17 protein-coding genes are annotated in these 16,056 nt (G+C 62.8%); 9 read left to right on the top strand and 8 right to left on the bottom strand.

Features of this window, described 5'->3' with window-relative positions; all coding sequences use genetic code 11:
* Nucleotides 1-97: 97 nt before the first annotated feature.
* The 6 genes from rbfA to NL532_RS31650 all read left to right on the top strand — a co-directional run bounded on the left by rbfA (nucleotide 98) and on the right by NL532_RS31650 (nucleotide 6,622).
* On the top strand, nucleotides 98-517 hold the full coding sequence (gene rbfA, locus NL532_RS31675; RefSeq protein ID WP_023669558.1) for a 30S ribosome-binding factor RbfA: 420 nt from the start codon (nucleotides 98-100) through the stop codon (nucleotides 515-517).
* Nucleotides 517-1,488: a tRNA pseudouridine(55) synthase TruB gene (truB, locus tag NL532_RS31670; RefSeq protein ID WP_023821531.1), complete on the top strand. Its 972-nt coding sequence runs from the start codon at nucleotides 517-519 to the stop codon at nucleotides 1,486-1,488. Before rbfA ends, truB begins: the two co-directional genes overlap by 1 nt.
* A 44-nt stretch (nucleotides 1,489-1,532) precedes the next feature.
* Nucleotides 1,533-2,627: a magnesium/cobalt transporter CorA gene (corA, locus tag NL532_RS31665; protein ID WP_023738181.1), complete on the top strand. Its 1,095-nt coding sequence runs from the start codon at nucleotides 1,533-1,535 to the stop codon at nucleotides 2,625-2,627.
* Nucleotides 2,628-2,722: 95 nt separating this feature from the next.
* Nucleotides 2,723-3,097, top strand: a complete 375-nt coding sequence (gene rpsO / locus NL532_RS31660) for a 30S ribosomal protein S15 (protein WP_280790898.1) — start codon at nucleotides 2,723-2,725, stop codon at nucleotides 3,095-3,097.
* A gap of 278 nt (nucleotides 3,098-3,375) precedes the next feature.
* Complete coding sequence (gene pnp / locus NL532_RS31655; protein WP_023682005.1) at nucleotides 3,376-5,523, top strand: polyribonucleotide nucleotidyltransferase; 2,148 nt, start codon at nucleotides 3,376-3,378, stop codon at nucleotides 5,521-5,523.
* A gap of 85 nt (nucleotides 5,524-5,608) precedes the next feature.
* Nucleotides 5,609-6,622: a class I SAM-dependent methyltransferase gene (locus NL532_RS31650; protein ID WP_023828449.1), complete on the top strand. Its 1,014-nt coding sequence runs from the start codon at nucleotides 5,609-5,611 to the stop codon at nucleotides 6,620-6,622.
* Between the two features lie 16 nt (nucleotides 6,623-6,638).
* On the opposite strand, the gene NL532_RS31645 is transcribed toward NL532_RS31650, so the two are convergent.
* The 4 genes from NL532_RS31645 to fabA form a co-directional block, all read right to left on the bottom strand.
* Nucleotides 6,639-8,192 carry a putative bifunctional diguanylate cyclase/phosphodiesterase gene (locus NL532_RS31645; protein ID WP_023688736.1) on the bottom strand — a complete coding sequence of 518 codons (1,554 nt, stop codon included), beginning with the start codon at nucleotides 8,190-8,192 and terminating at the stop codon, nucleotides 6,639-6,641.
* A 183-nt stretch (nucleotides 8,193-8,375) separates the two neighbouring features.
* Nucleotides 8,376-9,188: an enoyl-ACP reductase FabI gene (gene fabI / locus NL532_RS31640; protein WP_023669564.1), complete on the bottom strand. Its 813-nt coding sequence runs from the start codon at nucleotides 9,186-9,188 to the stop codon at nucleotides 8,376-8,378.
* Nucleotides 9,189-9,221: 33 nt separating this feature from the next.
* Nucleotides 9,222-10,442, bottom strand: coding sequence for a beta-ketoacyl-ACP synthase I (fabB, locus tag NL532_RS31635; protein ID WP_023696728.1), 1,221 nt, complete (start codon nucleotides 10,440-10,442; stop codon nucleotides 9,222-9,224).
* Between the two features lie 123 nt (nucleotides 10,443-10,565).
* Nucleotides 10,566-11,081 carry a 3-hydroxyacyl-[acyl-carrier-protein] dehydratase FabA gene (fabA, locus tag NL532_RS31630; protein ID WP_023745272.1) on the bottom strand — a complete coding sequence of 172 codons (516 nt, stop codon included), beginning with the start codon at nucleotides 11,079-11,081 and terminating at the stop codon, nucleotides 10,566-10,568.
* A gap of 344 nt (nucleotides 11,082-11,425) precedes the next feature.
* Here fabA and irrA point away from each other — a divergent pair, with 344 nt between their 5' ends.
* Both irrA and NL532_RS31620 read left to right on the top strand, forming a co-directional pair.
* On the top strand, nucleotides 11,426-11,857 hold the full coding sequence (gene irrA, locus NL532_RS31625) for an iron response transcriptional regulator IrrA (protein ID WP_023688734.1): 432 nt from the start codon (nucleotides 11,426-11,428) through the stop codon (nucleotides 11,855-11,857).
* 10 nt (nucleotides 11,858-11,867) lie between these two features.
* Complete coding sequence (locus tag NL532_RS31620; RefSeq protein ID WP_023669568.1) at nucleotides 11,868-12,227, top strand: DUF4260 domain-containing protein; 360 nt, start codon at nucleotides 11,868-11,870, stop codon at nucleotides 12,225-12,227.
* Between the two features lie 13 nt (nucleotides 12,228-12,240).
* Here the strand turns inward: NL532_RS31620 and NL532_RS31615 are convergent, their stop codons facing one another.
* Nucleotides 12,241-12,798, bottom strand: a complete 558-nt coding sequence (locus NL532_RS31615) for an SH3 domain-containing protein (protein ID WP_023703477.1) — start codon at nucleotides 12,796-12,798, stop codon at nucleotides 12,241-12,243.
* A gap of 157 nt (nucleotides 12,799-12,955) precedes the next feature.
* Here NL532_RS31615 and NL532_RS31610 point away from each other — a divergent pair, with 157 nt between their 5' ends.
* Nucleotides 12,956-13,957, top strand: coding sequence for a 2-hydroxyacid dehydrogenase (locus NL532_RS31610; RefSeq protein WP_023738187.1), 1,002 nt, complete (start codon nucleotides 12,956-12,958; stop codon nucleotides 13,955-13,957).
* Nucleotides 13,958-13,969: 12 nt separating this feature from the next.
* Here the strand turns inward: NL532_RS31610 and NL532_RS31605 are convergent, their stop codons facing one another.
* From NL532_RS31605 to NL532_RS31595, 3 genes are read right to left on the bottom strand one after another with little or no spacing between them, the layout of a single operon-like run.
* On the bottom strand, nucleotides 13,970-14,383 hold the full coding sequence (locus NL532_RS31605; RefSeq protein ID WP_023828448.1) for an aconitase X swivel domain-containing protein: 414 nt from the start codon (nucleotides 14,381-14,383) through the stop codon (nucleotides 13,970-13,972).
* Nucleotides 14,380-15,633 carry an aconitase X gene (locus NL532_RS31600; protein WP_023828447.1) on the bottom strand — a complete coding sequence of 418 codons (1,254 nt, stop codon included), beginning with the start codon at nucleotides 15,631-15,633 and terminating at the stop codon, nucleotides 14,380-14,382. The genes NL532_RS31605 and NL532_RS31600 overlap by 4 nt, the downstream gene beginning before the upstream one ends.
* Complete coding sequence (locus NL532_RS31595; protein ID WP_023828446.1) at nucleotides 15,630-16,040, bottom strand: GNAT family N-acetyltransferase; 411 nt, start codon at nucleotides 16,038-16,040, stop codon at nucleotides 15,630-15,632. The genes NL532_RS31600 and NL532_RS31595 overlap by 4 nt, the downstream gene beginning before the upstream one ends.
* Nucleotides 16,041-16,056: the final 16 nt, after the last annotated feature.

Below are 16,056 nucleotides of genomic sequence, written 5' to 3'. Positions count from 1 at the left end.
TCGCCCAAAAGTGCGGGATAAACGACATGCATAGAAACAAGTATGAGACATGCGGCACGGTCCCATCCCGCGCCTCACGCTTTCCGGATTGAGAAAAATGCCCCGTCCAACCGCCTCCAGCCCATCCCAGCGCATGCTTCGCGTCGCCGAACAGGTGCGCCATGCGCTGTCGGAAACCTTGCAGCGCGGCGAGATTATCGACCCGCTGATCGAGAACACCGTGGTTTCGGTCTCGGAAGTGCGCATGTCGACTGATCTGAGGGTCGCAACGGCCTTCGTTTCGCCGCTCGGCGCCAAGGACACGGGTGCGGTCATCGACGCGCTCAACAAGCATGCGAAGTTCGTCCGTGGCCGCGTCTCCGGCGCGCTCCGCCAGATGAAATTCATGCCGGAGTTCCGCTTCAAGCTCGATACGTCCTTCGACAATTTCGCCAGGATCAACGATTTGCTGAAATCGCCCGAAGTCGCGCGAGACTTGGGTGCCGATGGCGAAGACAACGACAAGGACGAGAAATAGTGGGGCGCCGCGGCAAGAAGAAGGGCCGGCCGATCTCCGGCTGGGTGGTGCTGGACAAGCCGGTTGGCATGGGTTCGACCGAAGCCGTCTCCAAGATCAAATGGCTTTTCCAGGCCGAAAAGGCCGGCCATGCCGGCACACTCGACCCGCTGGCCTCTGGCATGCTGCCGATCGCGCTCGGCGAGGCAACCAAGACCGTGCCTTATGTGCAGGACGGCGCCAAGATCTACCGGTTCACCGTCGCTTGGGGCGAGGAGCGTTCGACCGACGATCTCGAAGGCCCGGTGACGCAAAGTTCCGACCGCCGTCCGGCGGAAAACGACGTCAGGGCGCTGCTGCCGAACTACACCGGCGTCATCATGCAGACACCGCCGCAATTCTCGGCCATCAAGATATCAGGCGAACGCGCCTACGATCTCGCCCGTGGGGGCGAGGCGGTCGACATCCCCGCGCGCGAGATCGAGATCGGCCGTCTGGACATCGTCGAGCACGCTGCCGACCACACTTTGTTCGAGGTCGAATGCGGCAAGGGCACCTATGTGCGCTCGCTGGCCCGCGACATGGGCCGCGACCTCGGCTGCTTCGGTCATATCGCCGAATTGCGCCGGGTCGAGGTCGAGCCGTTCACCCAGGAGGATTTCGTCACCCTCGCCGAACTGGAAGTCGCCCGTTTCGGCGAACAGCGCGAAGCTGACGGAGAGGGCGACGCCGATGTTGCCGATGCGCCGATCGACTTTGGCGCCATCGATGCGCTGCTTGTCGACACGGCCGCCGCGCTCGACTGCCTGCCCCAGATCGCCATCAGCGACGAAGCGGCGACCAAGATCCGCCTTGGCAATCCCGTCATCATCCGCGGCCGCGACGCGCCCGTGGAAGCCGAGGAAGCCTGCGCCACCGCGCGCGGCAAGCTTGTCGCCATCGGCGCCATCGAGCAAGGCATGTTCAAGCCGAAGCGGGTCTTTGCCGGCTGACCACTCTCGTCTAGTCTTACGTCGACGTCACATCCGAGGGGCACATGGCAAAGGCTGAGGCGGTGAAGAAGCGGGCGCCGGTGACAACGCGCCGGCCGCCGGTTGGCGCCTCGCCCGGCACGCTGATCGCCGATCCGGCGGCGCGACGGTCCGAGCTGCGGCTGACGCTGATTTCGCCTGAAAAATTCAAGACCATCAACGATGCCAGCATCGACGATCTCAACACCCATTGCGACAATTGGCCGGTCGTCTGGCTGGACTGCACCGGTCTCGCCAACATCCAGCTGATCGAGGAGATCGGCCGGATCTTCAACCTGCATCCACTGGCTCTGGAAGATGTCGTCAACACCGGCCAGCGGCCGAAGGTCGACTTCTTCGAGGACCACGCCTTCGTCGTCATGCGCATGATCGACGACGTCAAGGTGCATCGCTATGAGCAGATCGCGGTGTTCTTCGGCAAGAAATTCGTCGTCACCTTCCAGGAGCGCGAAGGCGATCCGTTCGACCCCGTGCGCAAGCGCATCGCCGCAGCGTTGCCCAACCGCTTGCGGATGCGCGGCGCCGACTATCTGGCCTATGCGCTCATCGACTCCATCGTCGACAGCTATTTCCCGCCGATTGAGGCCGCTAGCGAGGAGGTCGATGGCATCGAGGACGAGATGCTCAACACGCCTCACAAGCATCAGATGCGCCAGCTGCACGAATTGCGGCGCGACGCCAATGTGCTCAAGGGCGTGCTGTGGCCGATGCGCGACGCGCTGGCGACGCTGATCCGCAACGACGTGCCCTATGTGAAGCCGGAGACGAAAATCTTCTTCAACGACACGCTCGACCACGCATTGCGGCTGATCGAGCTGGTCGAGAACCAGCGTGATATGCTGACCGGCTTGATCGAAATGCATTTGTCGCTGAGCCAGGCGCGTACCAACGACGTCATCTCTTATCTCACCATCGTCTCGGTGATCTTCATGCCGCTAACCTTCCTGGTCGGTATCTGGGGGATGAATTTCGATCCCGAGATCTCGCCGTGGAACATGCCGGAACTGAAAGCCTACTATGGCTACCCGGCTTCGCTGCTGTTCATGCTGGCCGTTGCTGTCGGGCTGATCGTCTTCTTCAAAAGCAAGAAGTGGCTGTAAGGTTTCGGTGTCAGGGGAATCCTGGATTCCCGAGCAAAGGGCTGCGACAAGCCGGCTTTATGAATGGGCTGGTGTTTTCCGGGGAATTGCCCTATATGCGCCGCAGCATCGCGCCATGTCGCTTTGCTTGCACCGGCCCCTGCTGGACGACATCCCGGCTGAGGGCGACCCGTTTCCTCAAACAGATAAGGAAAAACACGATGTCGATTACTGCCGAGCGCAAACAGGAATTGATGGGTGAATTCGCAACCGCCAAGGGCGATACCGGGTCTCCGGAAGTCCAGGTGGCCATCCTTTCCGAGCGCATCAAGAACCTGACCGACCACTTCAAGGACCACAAGAAGGATAACCATTCCCGCCGTGGTCTGCTCGCTCTCGTCTCCCAGCGCCGCAGCCTGCTTGATTATCTCAAGCGCAAGGATGACGCGCGCTATCAGACGTTGATCGAGAAGCTCGGTCTGCGCCGTTGACGAATTGACCGGCGGGCTTTCGAAGGAGAGCCCGCCGGTCGCGCATTCTGCCAGTCGCATCGATTGGCTAGACCCGGTTTCGAGCGCGCAGAGGCCACTCGAAACCGCCCATGGACGGTCATGGGGCAGGATTGCAGGACGCTCGTGCGCTAACCAGCGCCGAAATCTACCCGAGCTTCCCGTTGTCTTGCCCGTGGCTGCCCGAGAAAGGAAGCCAGGGAAAGGGCATCCGCGCACCGTGAAACGGCGCGGCCCTTTCCGCTTATTAAGGACAAGATATGTTCAACTACCACAAAGTGGAAATCGAATGGGGCGGCCGTCCGCTCATCCTGGAAACCGGCAAGATCGCACGTCAGGCTGACGGCGCGGTGCTTGCGACCTATGGCGAAACCAAGGTTCTCGCCACCGTCGTTTCGATGAAGGAGCCGAAGCCAGGCCTCGATTTCTTCCCGCTGACCGTCAACTACCAGGAAAAGACCTACGCCGCCGGCAAGATCCCGGGCGGCTACTTCAAGCGCGAGGGACGTCCGAGCGAAAAGGAAACGCTGGTTTCCCGCCTGATCGACCGCCCGATCCGCCCGCTCTTCGCCGACGGCTACAAGAACGACACCCAGATCGTCGTCACCGTCGTCCAGCATGACCTCGAGAACGATCCCGATATCCTGTCGATCGTCGCCACCTCGGCCGCTTTGACGCTGTCGGGCGTTCCCTTCATGGGCCCGATCGGCGGCGCTCGCGTCGGCTACATCAACGGCGAATACGTGCTCAACCCGCATGTCGACGAGATGCAGGAATCCAGGCTCGACCTCATTGTCGCCGGCACCGCCGACGCCGTGCTGATGGTCGAGTCCGAAGCCAAGGAACTCGGCGAAGAGCTGATGCTCGGCGCCGTCATGTTCGGCCACAGGGGCTTCCAGCCGGTGATCGACGCCATCATCAAGCTGGCCGAAGTTGCCGCCAAGGAGCCGCGCGATTTCACAGCGCCGGACTACTCCGCGCTTGAAGCCGAAATGCTGAAGATCGTCGGCGACGAGCTCAGCAATGCCTACAAGAACGTCGATAAGCAGAAGCGTTACGCCGCCGTCGACGCCGTCAAGGCGAAGGTCAAGGCAGCGTTCGCTCCGGCCGAAGGCGAAGACGCCAAGTACACCTCCGAGCAGATCGGTTCGGTGTTCAAGGAACTCCAGGCCAAGGTCGTGCGCTGGAACATTCTCGACACCGGTTCGCGCATCGATGGCCGTGACCTCAAGACTGTCCGCAAGATCGTCTCGGAAGTCGGCGTCCTGCCGCGCACGCACGGTTCGGCGCTGTTCACCCGCGGCGAGACCCAGGCGCTGGTCGTTGCCACGCTGGGCACCGGCGAGGACGAGCAGTATGTCGATTCGCTGACCGGCATGTACAAGGAGAAGTTCCTCCTTCACTACAACTTCCCTCCCTACTCCGTCGGCGAGACCGGCCGCATGGGTTCGCCGGGCCGCCGCGAAATCGGCCACGGCAAGCTCGCCTGGCGCGCCATCCGTCCGATGCTGCCGAGCGCGGACCAGTTCCCCTACACGCTGCGCGTCGTCTCGGAGATCACCGAGTCCAACGGTTCGTCGTCGATGGCCACCGTCTGCGGCACATCGCTGGCGCTGATGGATGCCGGCGTTCCGCTGGCCAAGCCGGTTGCTGGTATCGCGATGGGCCTGATCAAGGAAGGCGAGCGCTTCGCGGTTCTGTCCGACATCCTGGGTGACGAAGATCACCTCGGCGACATGGACTTCAAGGTCGCCGGTACCGAAGGCGGCATCACCTCGCTGCAGATGGACATCAAGATCGAGGGCATCACCGAGGAGATCATGAAGATCGCGCTGGACCAGGCCAAGGATGGCCGCCAGCATATCCTCAGCGAGATGGCGCATGCTCTGACCGGCGCCCGCCCCGAACTCGGTGAGTTCGCACCGCGCATCGAGGTCATGCACATCCCGACCGACAAGATCCGCGACGTGATCGGCTCCGGCGGCAAGGTTATCCGCGAGATCGTCGAGAAGACCGGCGCCAAGATCAACATCGAGGACGACGGCACGGTCAAGATCGCTTCGTCGAACGCCAAGGAGATCGAGGCGGCCAAGAAGTGGATCCATACCATCGTCGCCGAGCCGGAAGTCGGCGAAATCTACGAAGGCACGGTCGTCAAGACCGCCGACTTCGGCGCTTTCGTCAACTTCTTCGGTCCGCGTGACGGCCTCGTCCACATCTCGCAGCTTGCCAACGACCGGGTCGCCAAGACCTCGGACGTCGTCAAGGAAGGCGACAAGGTCTGGGTCAAGCTGATGGGCTTCGACGAGCGCGGCAAGGTCCGCCTGTCGATGAAGGTCGTCGACCAGGCCACCGGCAAGGAAATCGCCCGCGACAAGAAGGCCGAAGGCGAAGAAAACGCCGCCTGAGTGGTCTGACAATAGAGTTGAACGGGCGCGGCTTATGTCGCGCCCGTTTTCGTTTAAGACCCGTCTACGACATGAGAATCGAAGAATGGCCGCTGAGCCGCTGAAGACACTGTTCCATCCCTTCGAGGCCGAGGGGCTCCCTCTGCCGCAAAAGGGCGAGCGTGTGTTGTTCCTGGGTGCGGAGCCCGGCTTCCGCTTGCCGGAAGGCTTCGAGGCAGAGCTCCATCTTGCACAGGGTTTCCGGCCGTATCTCCGAGCGCTGGAGCGTGCCGGCCACAAGGTAACGCCGCGCGCGGAAGGCGATGCATTCGATGCAGCGCTCGTGCTTGCCGGCCGCCATCGTGGGCTAAACGAGATGCGTATTGCCGAGGCGATCGAACGCGTCACGCCGGGCGGTCTGATCATTGTCGCCGGCGGCAAGGACGAAGGCATCGCCAGCCTGCGCAAGCGCATCGACGAGCTTGTTCCGATCGAAGGGCATCTGCCGAAATATCACGGCATCGCCTTCTGGCTTCGCCGTCCGGTCGATCTGGCGGCTGCGGAAAAACTGCGCGTCGCCAATCCCGCCTTGGTCGTAGAGGACCGCTTCCGCACCGCGCCCGGCATGTTCTCCTTCGACCGGATCGACGCCGGCTCGAAACTTCTGGTCGACAACCTGCCCAAAGACCTGCGCGGCAACATTGCGGATTTCTGCGCCGGCTGGGGTTATGTCGCCGCCGAGGTCGCGGCACGTTCATCCGGTATAACGGGGCTCGACCTTTACGAAGCGGATTTCGACGCGCTTGAGGCGGCCAAGGGCAATATCGGCCAGACAGGCTTCGAGCCCGGCTTCTTTTGGACCGATCTGCTGAGCGAGCCGGTCGAGCGGCGCTATGATGCCATCGTCATGAACCCGCCCTTCCATCGCAGCCGGGCGGCCGAGCCGGAAATCGGCGCCGGCATGATCCAGGCGGCGGGCAAGGCGCTGAAGCCGGGCGGGCGGCTGTTCATGGTGGCGAACCGTCAGCTGCCTTACGAACCGGTTCTGAAGGCCGTCTTCTCCAGCCATGCCGAGCTCGCCCGCGACGGCATGTTCAAGGTTTTCTCCGCGCGCCGATAGGACGGTGCCGGTCGCCTCAATGCATGCTGACGATGCGCGCCGGCTCGTGGACGGGAATGGTCGGTCTGATATCGCCAGGCTTGATCTTGAGCGGCGCCGGCCTGCCGAACAGATAGCCTTGCACCATCTCGCAACCAGCTGCTCGCAAAAGCGTCGCCTGGTTCTCGGTCTCGACGCCTTCGGCGATGATGCCGACGCCGAGCGCCCGCGACAGGCCGACGATGGTAGAGACGACGGCGCCCGAATTCGAATCGGTGTCGATGCGGCTGACGAACGAGCGGTCGATCTTCAGCTTGCCGAAGGCGAAGTCGATCAGGTAGCTGAGATTGGAATAGCCGGTGCCGAAATCGTCGACGGCCACCGAAATGCCCATGTCGGCAAGCTGCTGCAGGATGATGGCGGCGCGGTCGCGGTCCTGCATCATCGCCGTCTCGGTCACTTCGAGCTCCAGCCGCGACGGCTTGATGCCGGTGCTGGCCATCGTGTCGCGCACGATACCGACGAAATCCTTGGTCCTGAACTGGACCGGCGAGATGTTGACGGCAACGAAGCAGTCCTCGGGCAAATGACGGGCATCGCTGCAGGCCTTGTTCAGCACCCAATTGCCGATCGGGTGGATCATGCCGGTCTCTTCGGCGATAGGAATGAATTCCATCGGCGGGATCATGCCGCGTTCCGGGTGCTTCCAGCGGATCAGCGCCTCGTAGCCGACGACACGGCCGGTCGGCAGGTCGAGCTGCGGCTGGTAATGAAGGTCGAAATCGCCACGGTCGAAGGCGATGTGCAGTTCGGATTCGATCCAGTGGCGGTAGTCGGCGACCTGGCCCATGTCGGAATGGAAGACCGACCAGTTGCCCACGCCGCCGGCGCGGGCATTCTGCAGCGCCAGGTTGGAGCGGCGCAGGATGAGGACCGGATCGACGCCATCCTTTGGCATCGCCACGATGCCGACCGACAGGCCGACCGACTGCAGGTGGGAATCGAGCTGGTACGGCTTCAGCATCTCCTCGATCATGGTTTCGACGGTGCTTTCCATGGACCTTTGGAGTTGGTGTTCCCAGACAAGGATAGCGAACTCGCCGGCGCCGATGCGCCCCATGACCGCACCTTCGGGCATGCAGGCCTTCAACCGCTTGGTGAAGCCGCGGATCAGTTCGTCGCCATGGCTGTAGCCGATGGCGTCGTTGATCTGCTTGAAGCGGTCGATGTCGATGTCGATGAGGAACACCGGCTCACCGGTCCTGATCGTCGCGGACGCCGCGTCGGCAATCCTGCCGACCATCGCCGGCCGCGCAAAAAGCCCGGTCAGCTTGTCGAAATGGGTTTCGTTGAAAACGTAGTCCACCGATTCATCGACGCCGGCGAAGAAGGACAAGGCAGCACCGGCGGCGGCCAGCGCGCATAGCGCCGACGCGATGCCGATCATGGTTTCCGCCTGCATGCCGGCAAAGCCGTCCCCGAAACCATGCCGGAGGCCCCAAAGCCCAAGGATGAAACTGCCAAGGCCCGAACTGGCGACGGTGAGCAGCCGGAACACAGGTGTTCGCTTCGGGTTGCTGACAGCAGGCATTGCTCAGTCCCTGTCGCATGATCCCGAAATCAACTCGACTTCGGGAAATATCAAGCGCAAATTCATAAAGGCTAAAGCATCCTTTGCGCCCAGCAAGAACGCGCAGAGCCCAAGCCCATAGGACTTCTAGCGGATATCTCCTTAAAATGAGTTTCCGCCGATGCATCTAATTTTACTGGTGAGTTAATCGCGTACGCTGTCGGTCTGCTTCAACTCATCCAGGGTTGGCATCGACACGATGTGATAGCCGGAATCCACATAATGGATTTCGCCGGTGACGCCTGACGAGAGGTCGGACAAAAGATAGAGCGCCGAGCCGCCGACCTCGTCGATGGTCACCGTGCGGCGCAGCGGCGAGTTGCGCTGCTGGTAGGAGTACATGTGGCGGGCGTCCGAGATTCCGGCGCCGGCCAAAGTACGCACCGGTCCCGCCGATATGCCGTTCACCCGGATGCCGCGCGGGCCATAATCGTTGGCGAGATAGCGCACGCTGGCTTCCAGCCCGGCCTTGGCGACGCCCATGACGTTGTAGTTCGGCATGACGCGGACAGAGCCGGCATAGGTCAGCGTGATCATCGCGCCGCCTTCGCTCATCAGCGGGGCGGCATGGCGGGCGACCTCGGTGAAGGAGTAGCAGGAGATGACCATGGTGCGGACGAAATTGTCGCGGCTGGTGTCGGCGTAGAGCCCTTTGAGCTCGTTCTTGTCGGAAAAGCCGATGGCGTGGACGACGAAGTCGAGCCCGCCCCATTCCTTGCCGAGCGTCTCGAAGGTGGCGGCGACCGATGCGCTGTCCTCGACGTCACAGGGCACCACCAAAGACGCGCCAAGCTTCTCGGCAAGCGGCTTGACGCGGCGCCCGAATGCGTCGCCCTGATAGGTGAAGGCAAGCTCCGCTCCGTGTTCGGACAATTTCCTGGCGATGCCCCAGGCGATCGAATGATCGTTGGCGACGCCCATGACAAGCCCGCGCTTGCCCTTCATCAGTCCGTCCATGGCCGGCAATCCCCTACAAAAAAAACGCTGGCCTTATGCGGAATAGCGCTGGAAAATCAGCGTTGCGTTGGTGCCACCGAAGCCGAACGAGTTGGACAAAACCGTGTCGATCCTGGCGTCGTCGATGCGCTTGCGCACGATCGGCATGCCCTCGAATTCGGGATCGAGGTTTTCGATATGGGCGCTCTCGCCGATGAAGCCGCCTTGCATCATCAGGATCGAGTAGATCGATTCCTGTACGCCGGCGGCACCCAGCGAATGGCCGGTCAGCGACTTGGTCGAGGTGATGAACGGCATCGTGTCGCCGAACACCTCTCGGATGGCGCCCATTTCCCGGGAATCGCCGACCGGCGTCGAGGTGCCGTGGGTGTTGATGTAGTCGACCGGCGTGGACACCGTCGCCAGAGCCTGGCGCATGCAGCGCACCGCGCCTTCGCCCGACGGCGCCACCATGTCGTAACCGTCCGACGTTGCGCCATAGCCGACGATCTCAGCGTAGATCTTGGCGCCGCGCGCCTTGGCGTGTTCGAGCTCCTCCAGGATGAGGACGCCCGCGCCGCCCGCGATGACGAAGCCATCGCGATTGGCGTCATACGCGCGGGAAGCTGTCGGCGCACGATCGTTATACTTCGACGACATCGCGCCCATGGCATCGAACAGGTCCGACATCGTCCAGTCGAGGTCTTCATGGCCGCCGGCAAACATCACATCCTGCTTGCCCCACTGGATCAGTTCGTAGGCGTTGCCGATGCAATGCGCCGAGGTCGAGCAGGCCGACGAGATCGAATAGTTGACGCCGTGGATCTTGAACCAGGTGGCGAGCGTCGCAGATGCGGTCGACGACATCGCCTTCGGCACCGCGAACGGACCGATGCGCTTGGGGCTGTTGTTCTTGAGCGTGGTCTCGGCCGCCTCGACGATGGTGCGGGTCGAGGGGCCGCCCGAGCCCATGACGATGCCGGTGCGCTCATTGGTGATGTCGCTTTCGCCAAGCCCGGCGTCGGCGATCGCCTGGTCCATCGCGACATGGTTCCAGGCCGCGCCCTGGCTCAGGAAGCGCATGGCACGCCGGTCGATCATAGGGGTCGGGTCGAGCGTCGGCGCACCCCAGACCTGGCAGCGGAAGCCGTGTTCGGCGAAGGAATCGGAGAAGCTGATACCTGATTTGGCATCATGGAGCGAGGATTGCACCTCGTTGGCGTTGTTGCCGATCGACGATACGATGCCGAGGCCTGTGACGACGACCCTTCTCATTCGCAACTCCTTCCAGCGGATGATCCCGAAACCCTAGTCGGTTTTCGCCGGCGATCATACGCAAAATCAAAATGCCGCAGCGGCGTTGCGTCTCGGAAGAACGCGCCGCTGCAGTGGCGCCGGTCAGGCGGCCGATTGCTTGGACAGCCCCACCTTGAGGTCTGTCGCAGCGTATATGGGTTCGCCGTCGGCCTTAAGCCAGCCATCGGCGATACCGAGCACCAGGCGTCCACGCATGACGCGCTTGAAATCGATGCCGTATTCCACCTTCTTGACCGAAGGCGTCACCATGCCCTTGAACTTCACTTCGCCGGTCGACAGCGCCATGCCCTTGCCCGGCTCGCCGAGCCAGCCGAGGTAGAACCCCGTCAATTGCCACATGGCATCGAGGCCCAGGCACCCAGGCATGATCGGATTGCCGATGAAATGGCAGGCGAAGAACCACAGGTCCGGCTTGATGTCGAATTCGGCGCGGATGAAGCCCTTGTCGTGGGCGCCGCCGGTCTCGCTGATCTCGGTGATGCGGTCGAACATCAGCATGGGCGGGTAGGGTAGCTGGGCGTTGCCGGGCCCGAACAGTTCGCCGCGGGCGCAGGCAAGCAATTCCTCATAACCGTAGTTGGATTTCGAACCCGCCATATGTCTCGTCCCCATAATGTCCCGGGCGGTGGGGCGCCCTTGTCGTTGGTTTCCTAACACAATCCCTTTCGGGCCGGAAACCGGCGTTTGCGCTTAACCCGCCCGTCTGCCCGGGTCAATGCGCGCTCTCGCATCGGCCCGAAATCGATTTCGATTCCGGAAAGCACGATGTGACGCCAAAAAAGCAATAGAGCGCACTTAGTGCGTCCAACTGGACGCACGTCGCTCTATTGATCGTATTCCGCCAACAGAATATATGTCGGGAGGTATCCAGTTTCGGTTGATGACGTTTTTTCGCCACTCTGGGCGTGTCTTGAGGCAGAACTGTGGGCTTGGACGGATAGATGGATCTGGGCTGCCGGAAGGAAAATGTCGCTGTGGACAAGCGGGTTCGCGAAGCCGGCCTCAGGCCGACACGCCAACGCATTGCGCTGGCCGATCTGCTGTTTGCCAAGGGCGACCGCCACCTTTCGGCCGAGGAACTGCATGAAGAGGCGGTCGCCGCCGGCGTGCCGGTCTCGCTCGCCACCGTCTACAACGCGCTTCACCAGTTCACCCAGGCCGGCCTGCTGCGCATCCTGGCGGTCGAGGGGTCCAAGACCTATTTCGACACCAACACCTCCGATCACCATCATTTTTACATCGAAGGCGAAAACAGGATCTTCGATATAGAAAGCGGTCCGGTGACCGTCTCCAACCTGCCGGAGCCACCCGCAGGTATGGAGATCGCCAATGTCGACATCGTGGTGAGGCTGCGCCCGAAACGCAGCGTTTAAGCCCCAACCCGTGAAACCTGTCGATTTTGCAATCCGGCTCGAATGGGTTGCGGTCGCGGTCGTGGCTATAGTCGCCTATGCCGCGTCAGGCGTTTCCTGGTGGCTGTTCGCCCTGCTTATCCTGGCGCCAGACCTGTCGATGCTGGGCTATCTCGCCGGGGCACGGATCGGCGCTGTCGCTTACAATGCCTTGCACATATTGATCGTCCCGCTGTTGCTGGCGCTCGCCGGATATGTTCTGGCCAATTCGACGGCGACCGCGATTGGTCTGATCTGGATCATCCACATCGCCGTCGACCGCGCGCTCGGCTACGGTCTCAAACTGTCGACCGGTTTTCAGGACACCCATCTCGGCCGTATCGGCCGTTAGGCCTCCAGCAATCTCAATTCTTGACGTGCTCGCCGGGATAGGCGCCCCACACCTGCGACTGGGCGATCCAGCCGGTGTGGCCGTCGAAGGTCATTTCGCACCACTGGCCATCGCAGGTTTTGATCGTGCCCGTAACGCCCGGCTCGATGATGGCGATGACGCTGGCGTCCTTGTCGGCATCGTCGAGCAGATTGATTCGGCCCCCCTTGGTGCGCTGCCAGGGGGCGACGATCGCGGTCCGGCGGCCCGACAGCAGCGACTGGTTGATCCAACCCTCCGAGCCATCGGCATCGCGCACGCGCCGCCAGGTATCGAATTCCTGGATGATCTCCATCGGCAGGCCGGCCTTTGTGTACATCCAGTCGACGGAATAGTTGGCGCCGGGCCCAACGCGCGAGTTGACGCGAGCCGATTTCAGGCTGACGAAACGCGGCAGTGGCAGGCCGCTCGGCCCGAGCGTGACCGTCTGCACAGGTGCGGCGGCACCTTGCGCCGCGGCTTGCGGGAAATGCAGGAGAGCGCCGAGAAGCGCTGCGCTGAGGATCAGGCGAAGCGACGCGAAACCAGACACTTTCATTCCTTTCGGCGCGTGCCCTTTGGTCCGGGCGCCCCTTTTTCTTTGTCTTCGGCGGCACCGCTTGTTACAGGAGTGGCAGGCACCGCGACCGGTATTCAGTTTCGCCTGTCTTGGTTAAAGAGGTCTCAACGAGATCGGGTTCGAGGAAACAATGGCAGGCAAAAAACGGCCTCTCGTCGTCATCACGCGCAAGCTGCCCGATCCGGTCGAGACCCGCATGCGCGAACTCTTCGACGCCAGGCTGAATGTCGAGGACCGCCCGATGACGCAGCCGGAGCTGGTCGCGGCGATCAAGGAAGCCGATGTGCTGGTGCCGACCATCACCGACCAGATCGATGCGGCGCTGATTGCCCAGGCCGGCGACAATCTCAAGCTGATCGCCAATTTCGGCAATGGCGTCGACAAGATCGATGTCGCTGCGGCGGCCAAAAAAGGCATTACCGTCACCAACACGCCGAACGTGCTGACCGAAGATACGGCCGACATGACCATGGCGCTGATGCTGGCCGGCCCGCGGCGGCTGGCCGAAGGCGCCAATGTGCTCACCAGCGACAAGAAATGGGCCGGTTGGTCGCCGACCTGGATGCTCGGCCGGCGCATCTGGGGCAAGCGCCTCGGCATTGTCGGCATGGGCCGCATCGGCACCGCTGTTGCTAGGCGCGCAAAGGCTTTCGGCCTGTCCATCCACTACCATAACCGCCATCGCGTGCTGCCGGCGGTCGAGGAAGGGCTGGAGGCGACCTATTGGGAAAGCCTCGACCAGATGCTTGCCCGCATGGACATCATCTCGGTCAATTGCCCGTCGACGCCGGCGACCTTTCATCTGCTTTCGGCGCGGCGCCTGGCTCTGCTTCAGCCCACCGCCTATGTGGTCAACACCGCGCGCGGCGACATCATCGACGAGGAAGCGCTGGTCAAGCTTATCCAGGACGGCAAGATCGCCGGGGCCGGGCTCGACGTCTACGAGCACGAACCGGCGCTGAACTCGAAACTGCTGAAGCTTGCCGCCAAGAACAAAGTCGTGCTTTTGCCGCATATGGGTTCCGCGACGATCGAGGGCCGCATCGACATGGGCGAGAAGGTGATCATCAACATCCGCGCCTTCTTCGACGGCCACCGGCCGCCGGACCGCGTGCTGCCGCTACGGACTTGAAGCGGGCCGCGTTCAGGATGCGGTTGTGAGGGCGCCATCCGCCGCGACACTCACACGCTTGCCGCGATAGGCCTCAAAAGCGTCGCGCCTGAGCCTGAGCGCTACCGGCGTCGGCCAGCCCATTTCCCTGGCCACAATCAAGCCAAGCAGCAGGATCGCGTCCGGCTCGTGCAGCACGAGTGCCGTCGGCGCATGGCCATTGTGGACGAGTTCCATCAGCACGGCTGACGCTGAGGACGAGCCGATCGTGCCGGGCAGGAACAGCACGCGCCCGGAAATGGTTTCGCCATGCTGCGGGTGACGGACATCGGCGATGCGGCCGCTCTTCGGATCGACGCCGCCCCAGAAGCTGATCGGCGCGGTCAACACCAGGGCTGCGCCTTCGCCGCCACTGCCAGGCACCAGAATTTCGGCTGCGGCGCTCATGCGGCGATATCCGTAAATCGCGGCTTACCCGTGACGGCGCTTTCGACGCAGTCGGCCAGCGAACCGTAAAGCACGGCGTAGCCGGTATTGCCCGGGGCATATTGCGCGAATTTTCCCGAATTGGTCATCAGCACGCCGCCGGCCAGATCCGGCAGGATCGGCGTCACCACCACGCAGGTGTCGGCGACGATGATGACGCCGCTGGCTTCGAGCATCTTGCGCTTGCCGTTCTGCTCCAGCCTGGTGAGCACGTGGCGGCCGGTGCAGGCGTAAATCGGCACGCTGAGCCGCCGCCCGCCAATCAGCCGCTCAAGTGCATCGAATTCGGCCAAAGACAGATGCGGACTGCCGATCGCCACGGCATCGATGGCGGTCTGCGTGGCTGCGGTGGACAGGCCGGCGCGGGCCTTCATGGCCATCTCCGGCGTTACGCGGATCATCGTTTCCGGCCTGCCGCCCACCAGGATGGTCTCGGCGTCGGGCGCCTCGGGCGTCACGCCGGCAATGTGGAACAGGCCGACGGCGCCCGACGATGCCGCAGCCGCGCCGAAGGCCTTCAGCGCATCCTCGCCGGGATGGCTGAATATGCCGGTGACGACGCCGATCGCATTGCCGACCTCACGGCCGTAGAGGTTGCCCAGCACCGGCCAGGCGATCTCGGAGCCAAGGAACGAGGCGGATAGGCCGGACACATCGAACAACAGCCGTGCCTGCCGGTTCTCGGGGCGATGCAGGCCGTAATCCGGCGCGCGGCCCGATATGGCGCAGGCGATGTCGAGGAAGTCGCCATAGCGGTTGGTGCGTGCCCCCAGAACCGAATTGCAGAACACCACCGCGTTGGATTCACCCCAGGCGACATCGCTGCCAAGCGCCGGCCTGTGGCCGGCCTGATAGGGCGCGCAGGTCCAGCTCTGCTCGCAGCCCAGTTTGCGGTAGGCCTCCATCATTCGTCGCGCCATGCCGCGCGCCGGCTCTTCGAGGCGCACGCGCGAGCAGCCCATCAGGTCGAGCGCGCCGACATTGAGCGTCGAGCGCACCGCGACCCTGGCGCCGCTATCGACCAGCCTTTCGGCAAACAGCGTGCCGGAATCGCCGTGATAGAGCGCGCCGTCTATATGCGTCGAGGCGATCGGGATAAGTCGCGGCGCGCCGAGCAGCGCAGCGCTTTCGGCAACGATGCGCATCGCCATCGCCGCCCCGTCATGGCCGGAGGCGACTGTCTGCTCCTGTGAGCTGAGTGCAAGGCTCACGCCAACTCCTTGCGCAAGGTGATCGAGGTCGGCCGGTCATAGCCGTCATGCGCGGTGCGTTCAGTCTCGCGAAAGCCGAGACCGGCAAAGGTTGCATGATTTACGGTCAGTTCGATTCGCGTCTGCAGTTCGATGGCCGGTTTGTTCCGGCTGCGGGCGAGAAATTCGACAGCCTGCATCAGCCGCCTGCCGATGCCTTGCCCTTGAAGCTCAGGTTCGACGGCGAGCTTGCCGATGTAGAAATCATCGGCTCTCTCCAGCGCGAAAACGCAGCCGGCGATCCTGTCATCCTGCAGGGCCAGCAACACGGTCTCTCGGCCAGCCTTGTCCCTGAGGTTTCCGGCGTTCAGCAGATGTGCCGAGGAGGGCGGGTCGATGACGCCGTCCATCGGTGCAAAGGCGCGCATGATCAGGCTGAGCAGT

The sequence above is a fragment of the Mesorhizobium sp. C120A genome (assembly GCF_030323105.1).
GTDB lineage: Bacteria > Pseudomonadota > Alphaproteobacteria > Rhizobiales > Rhizobiaceae > Mesorhizobium.
Note: the sequence above shows the minus strand (reverse complement) of the source record. Positions and strands in the feature narration are given on the sequence as shown.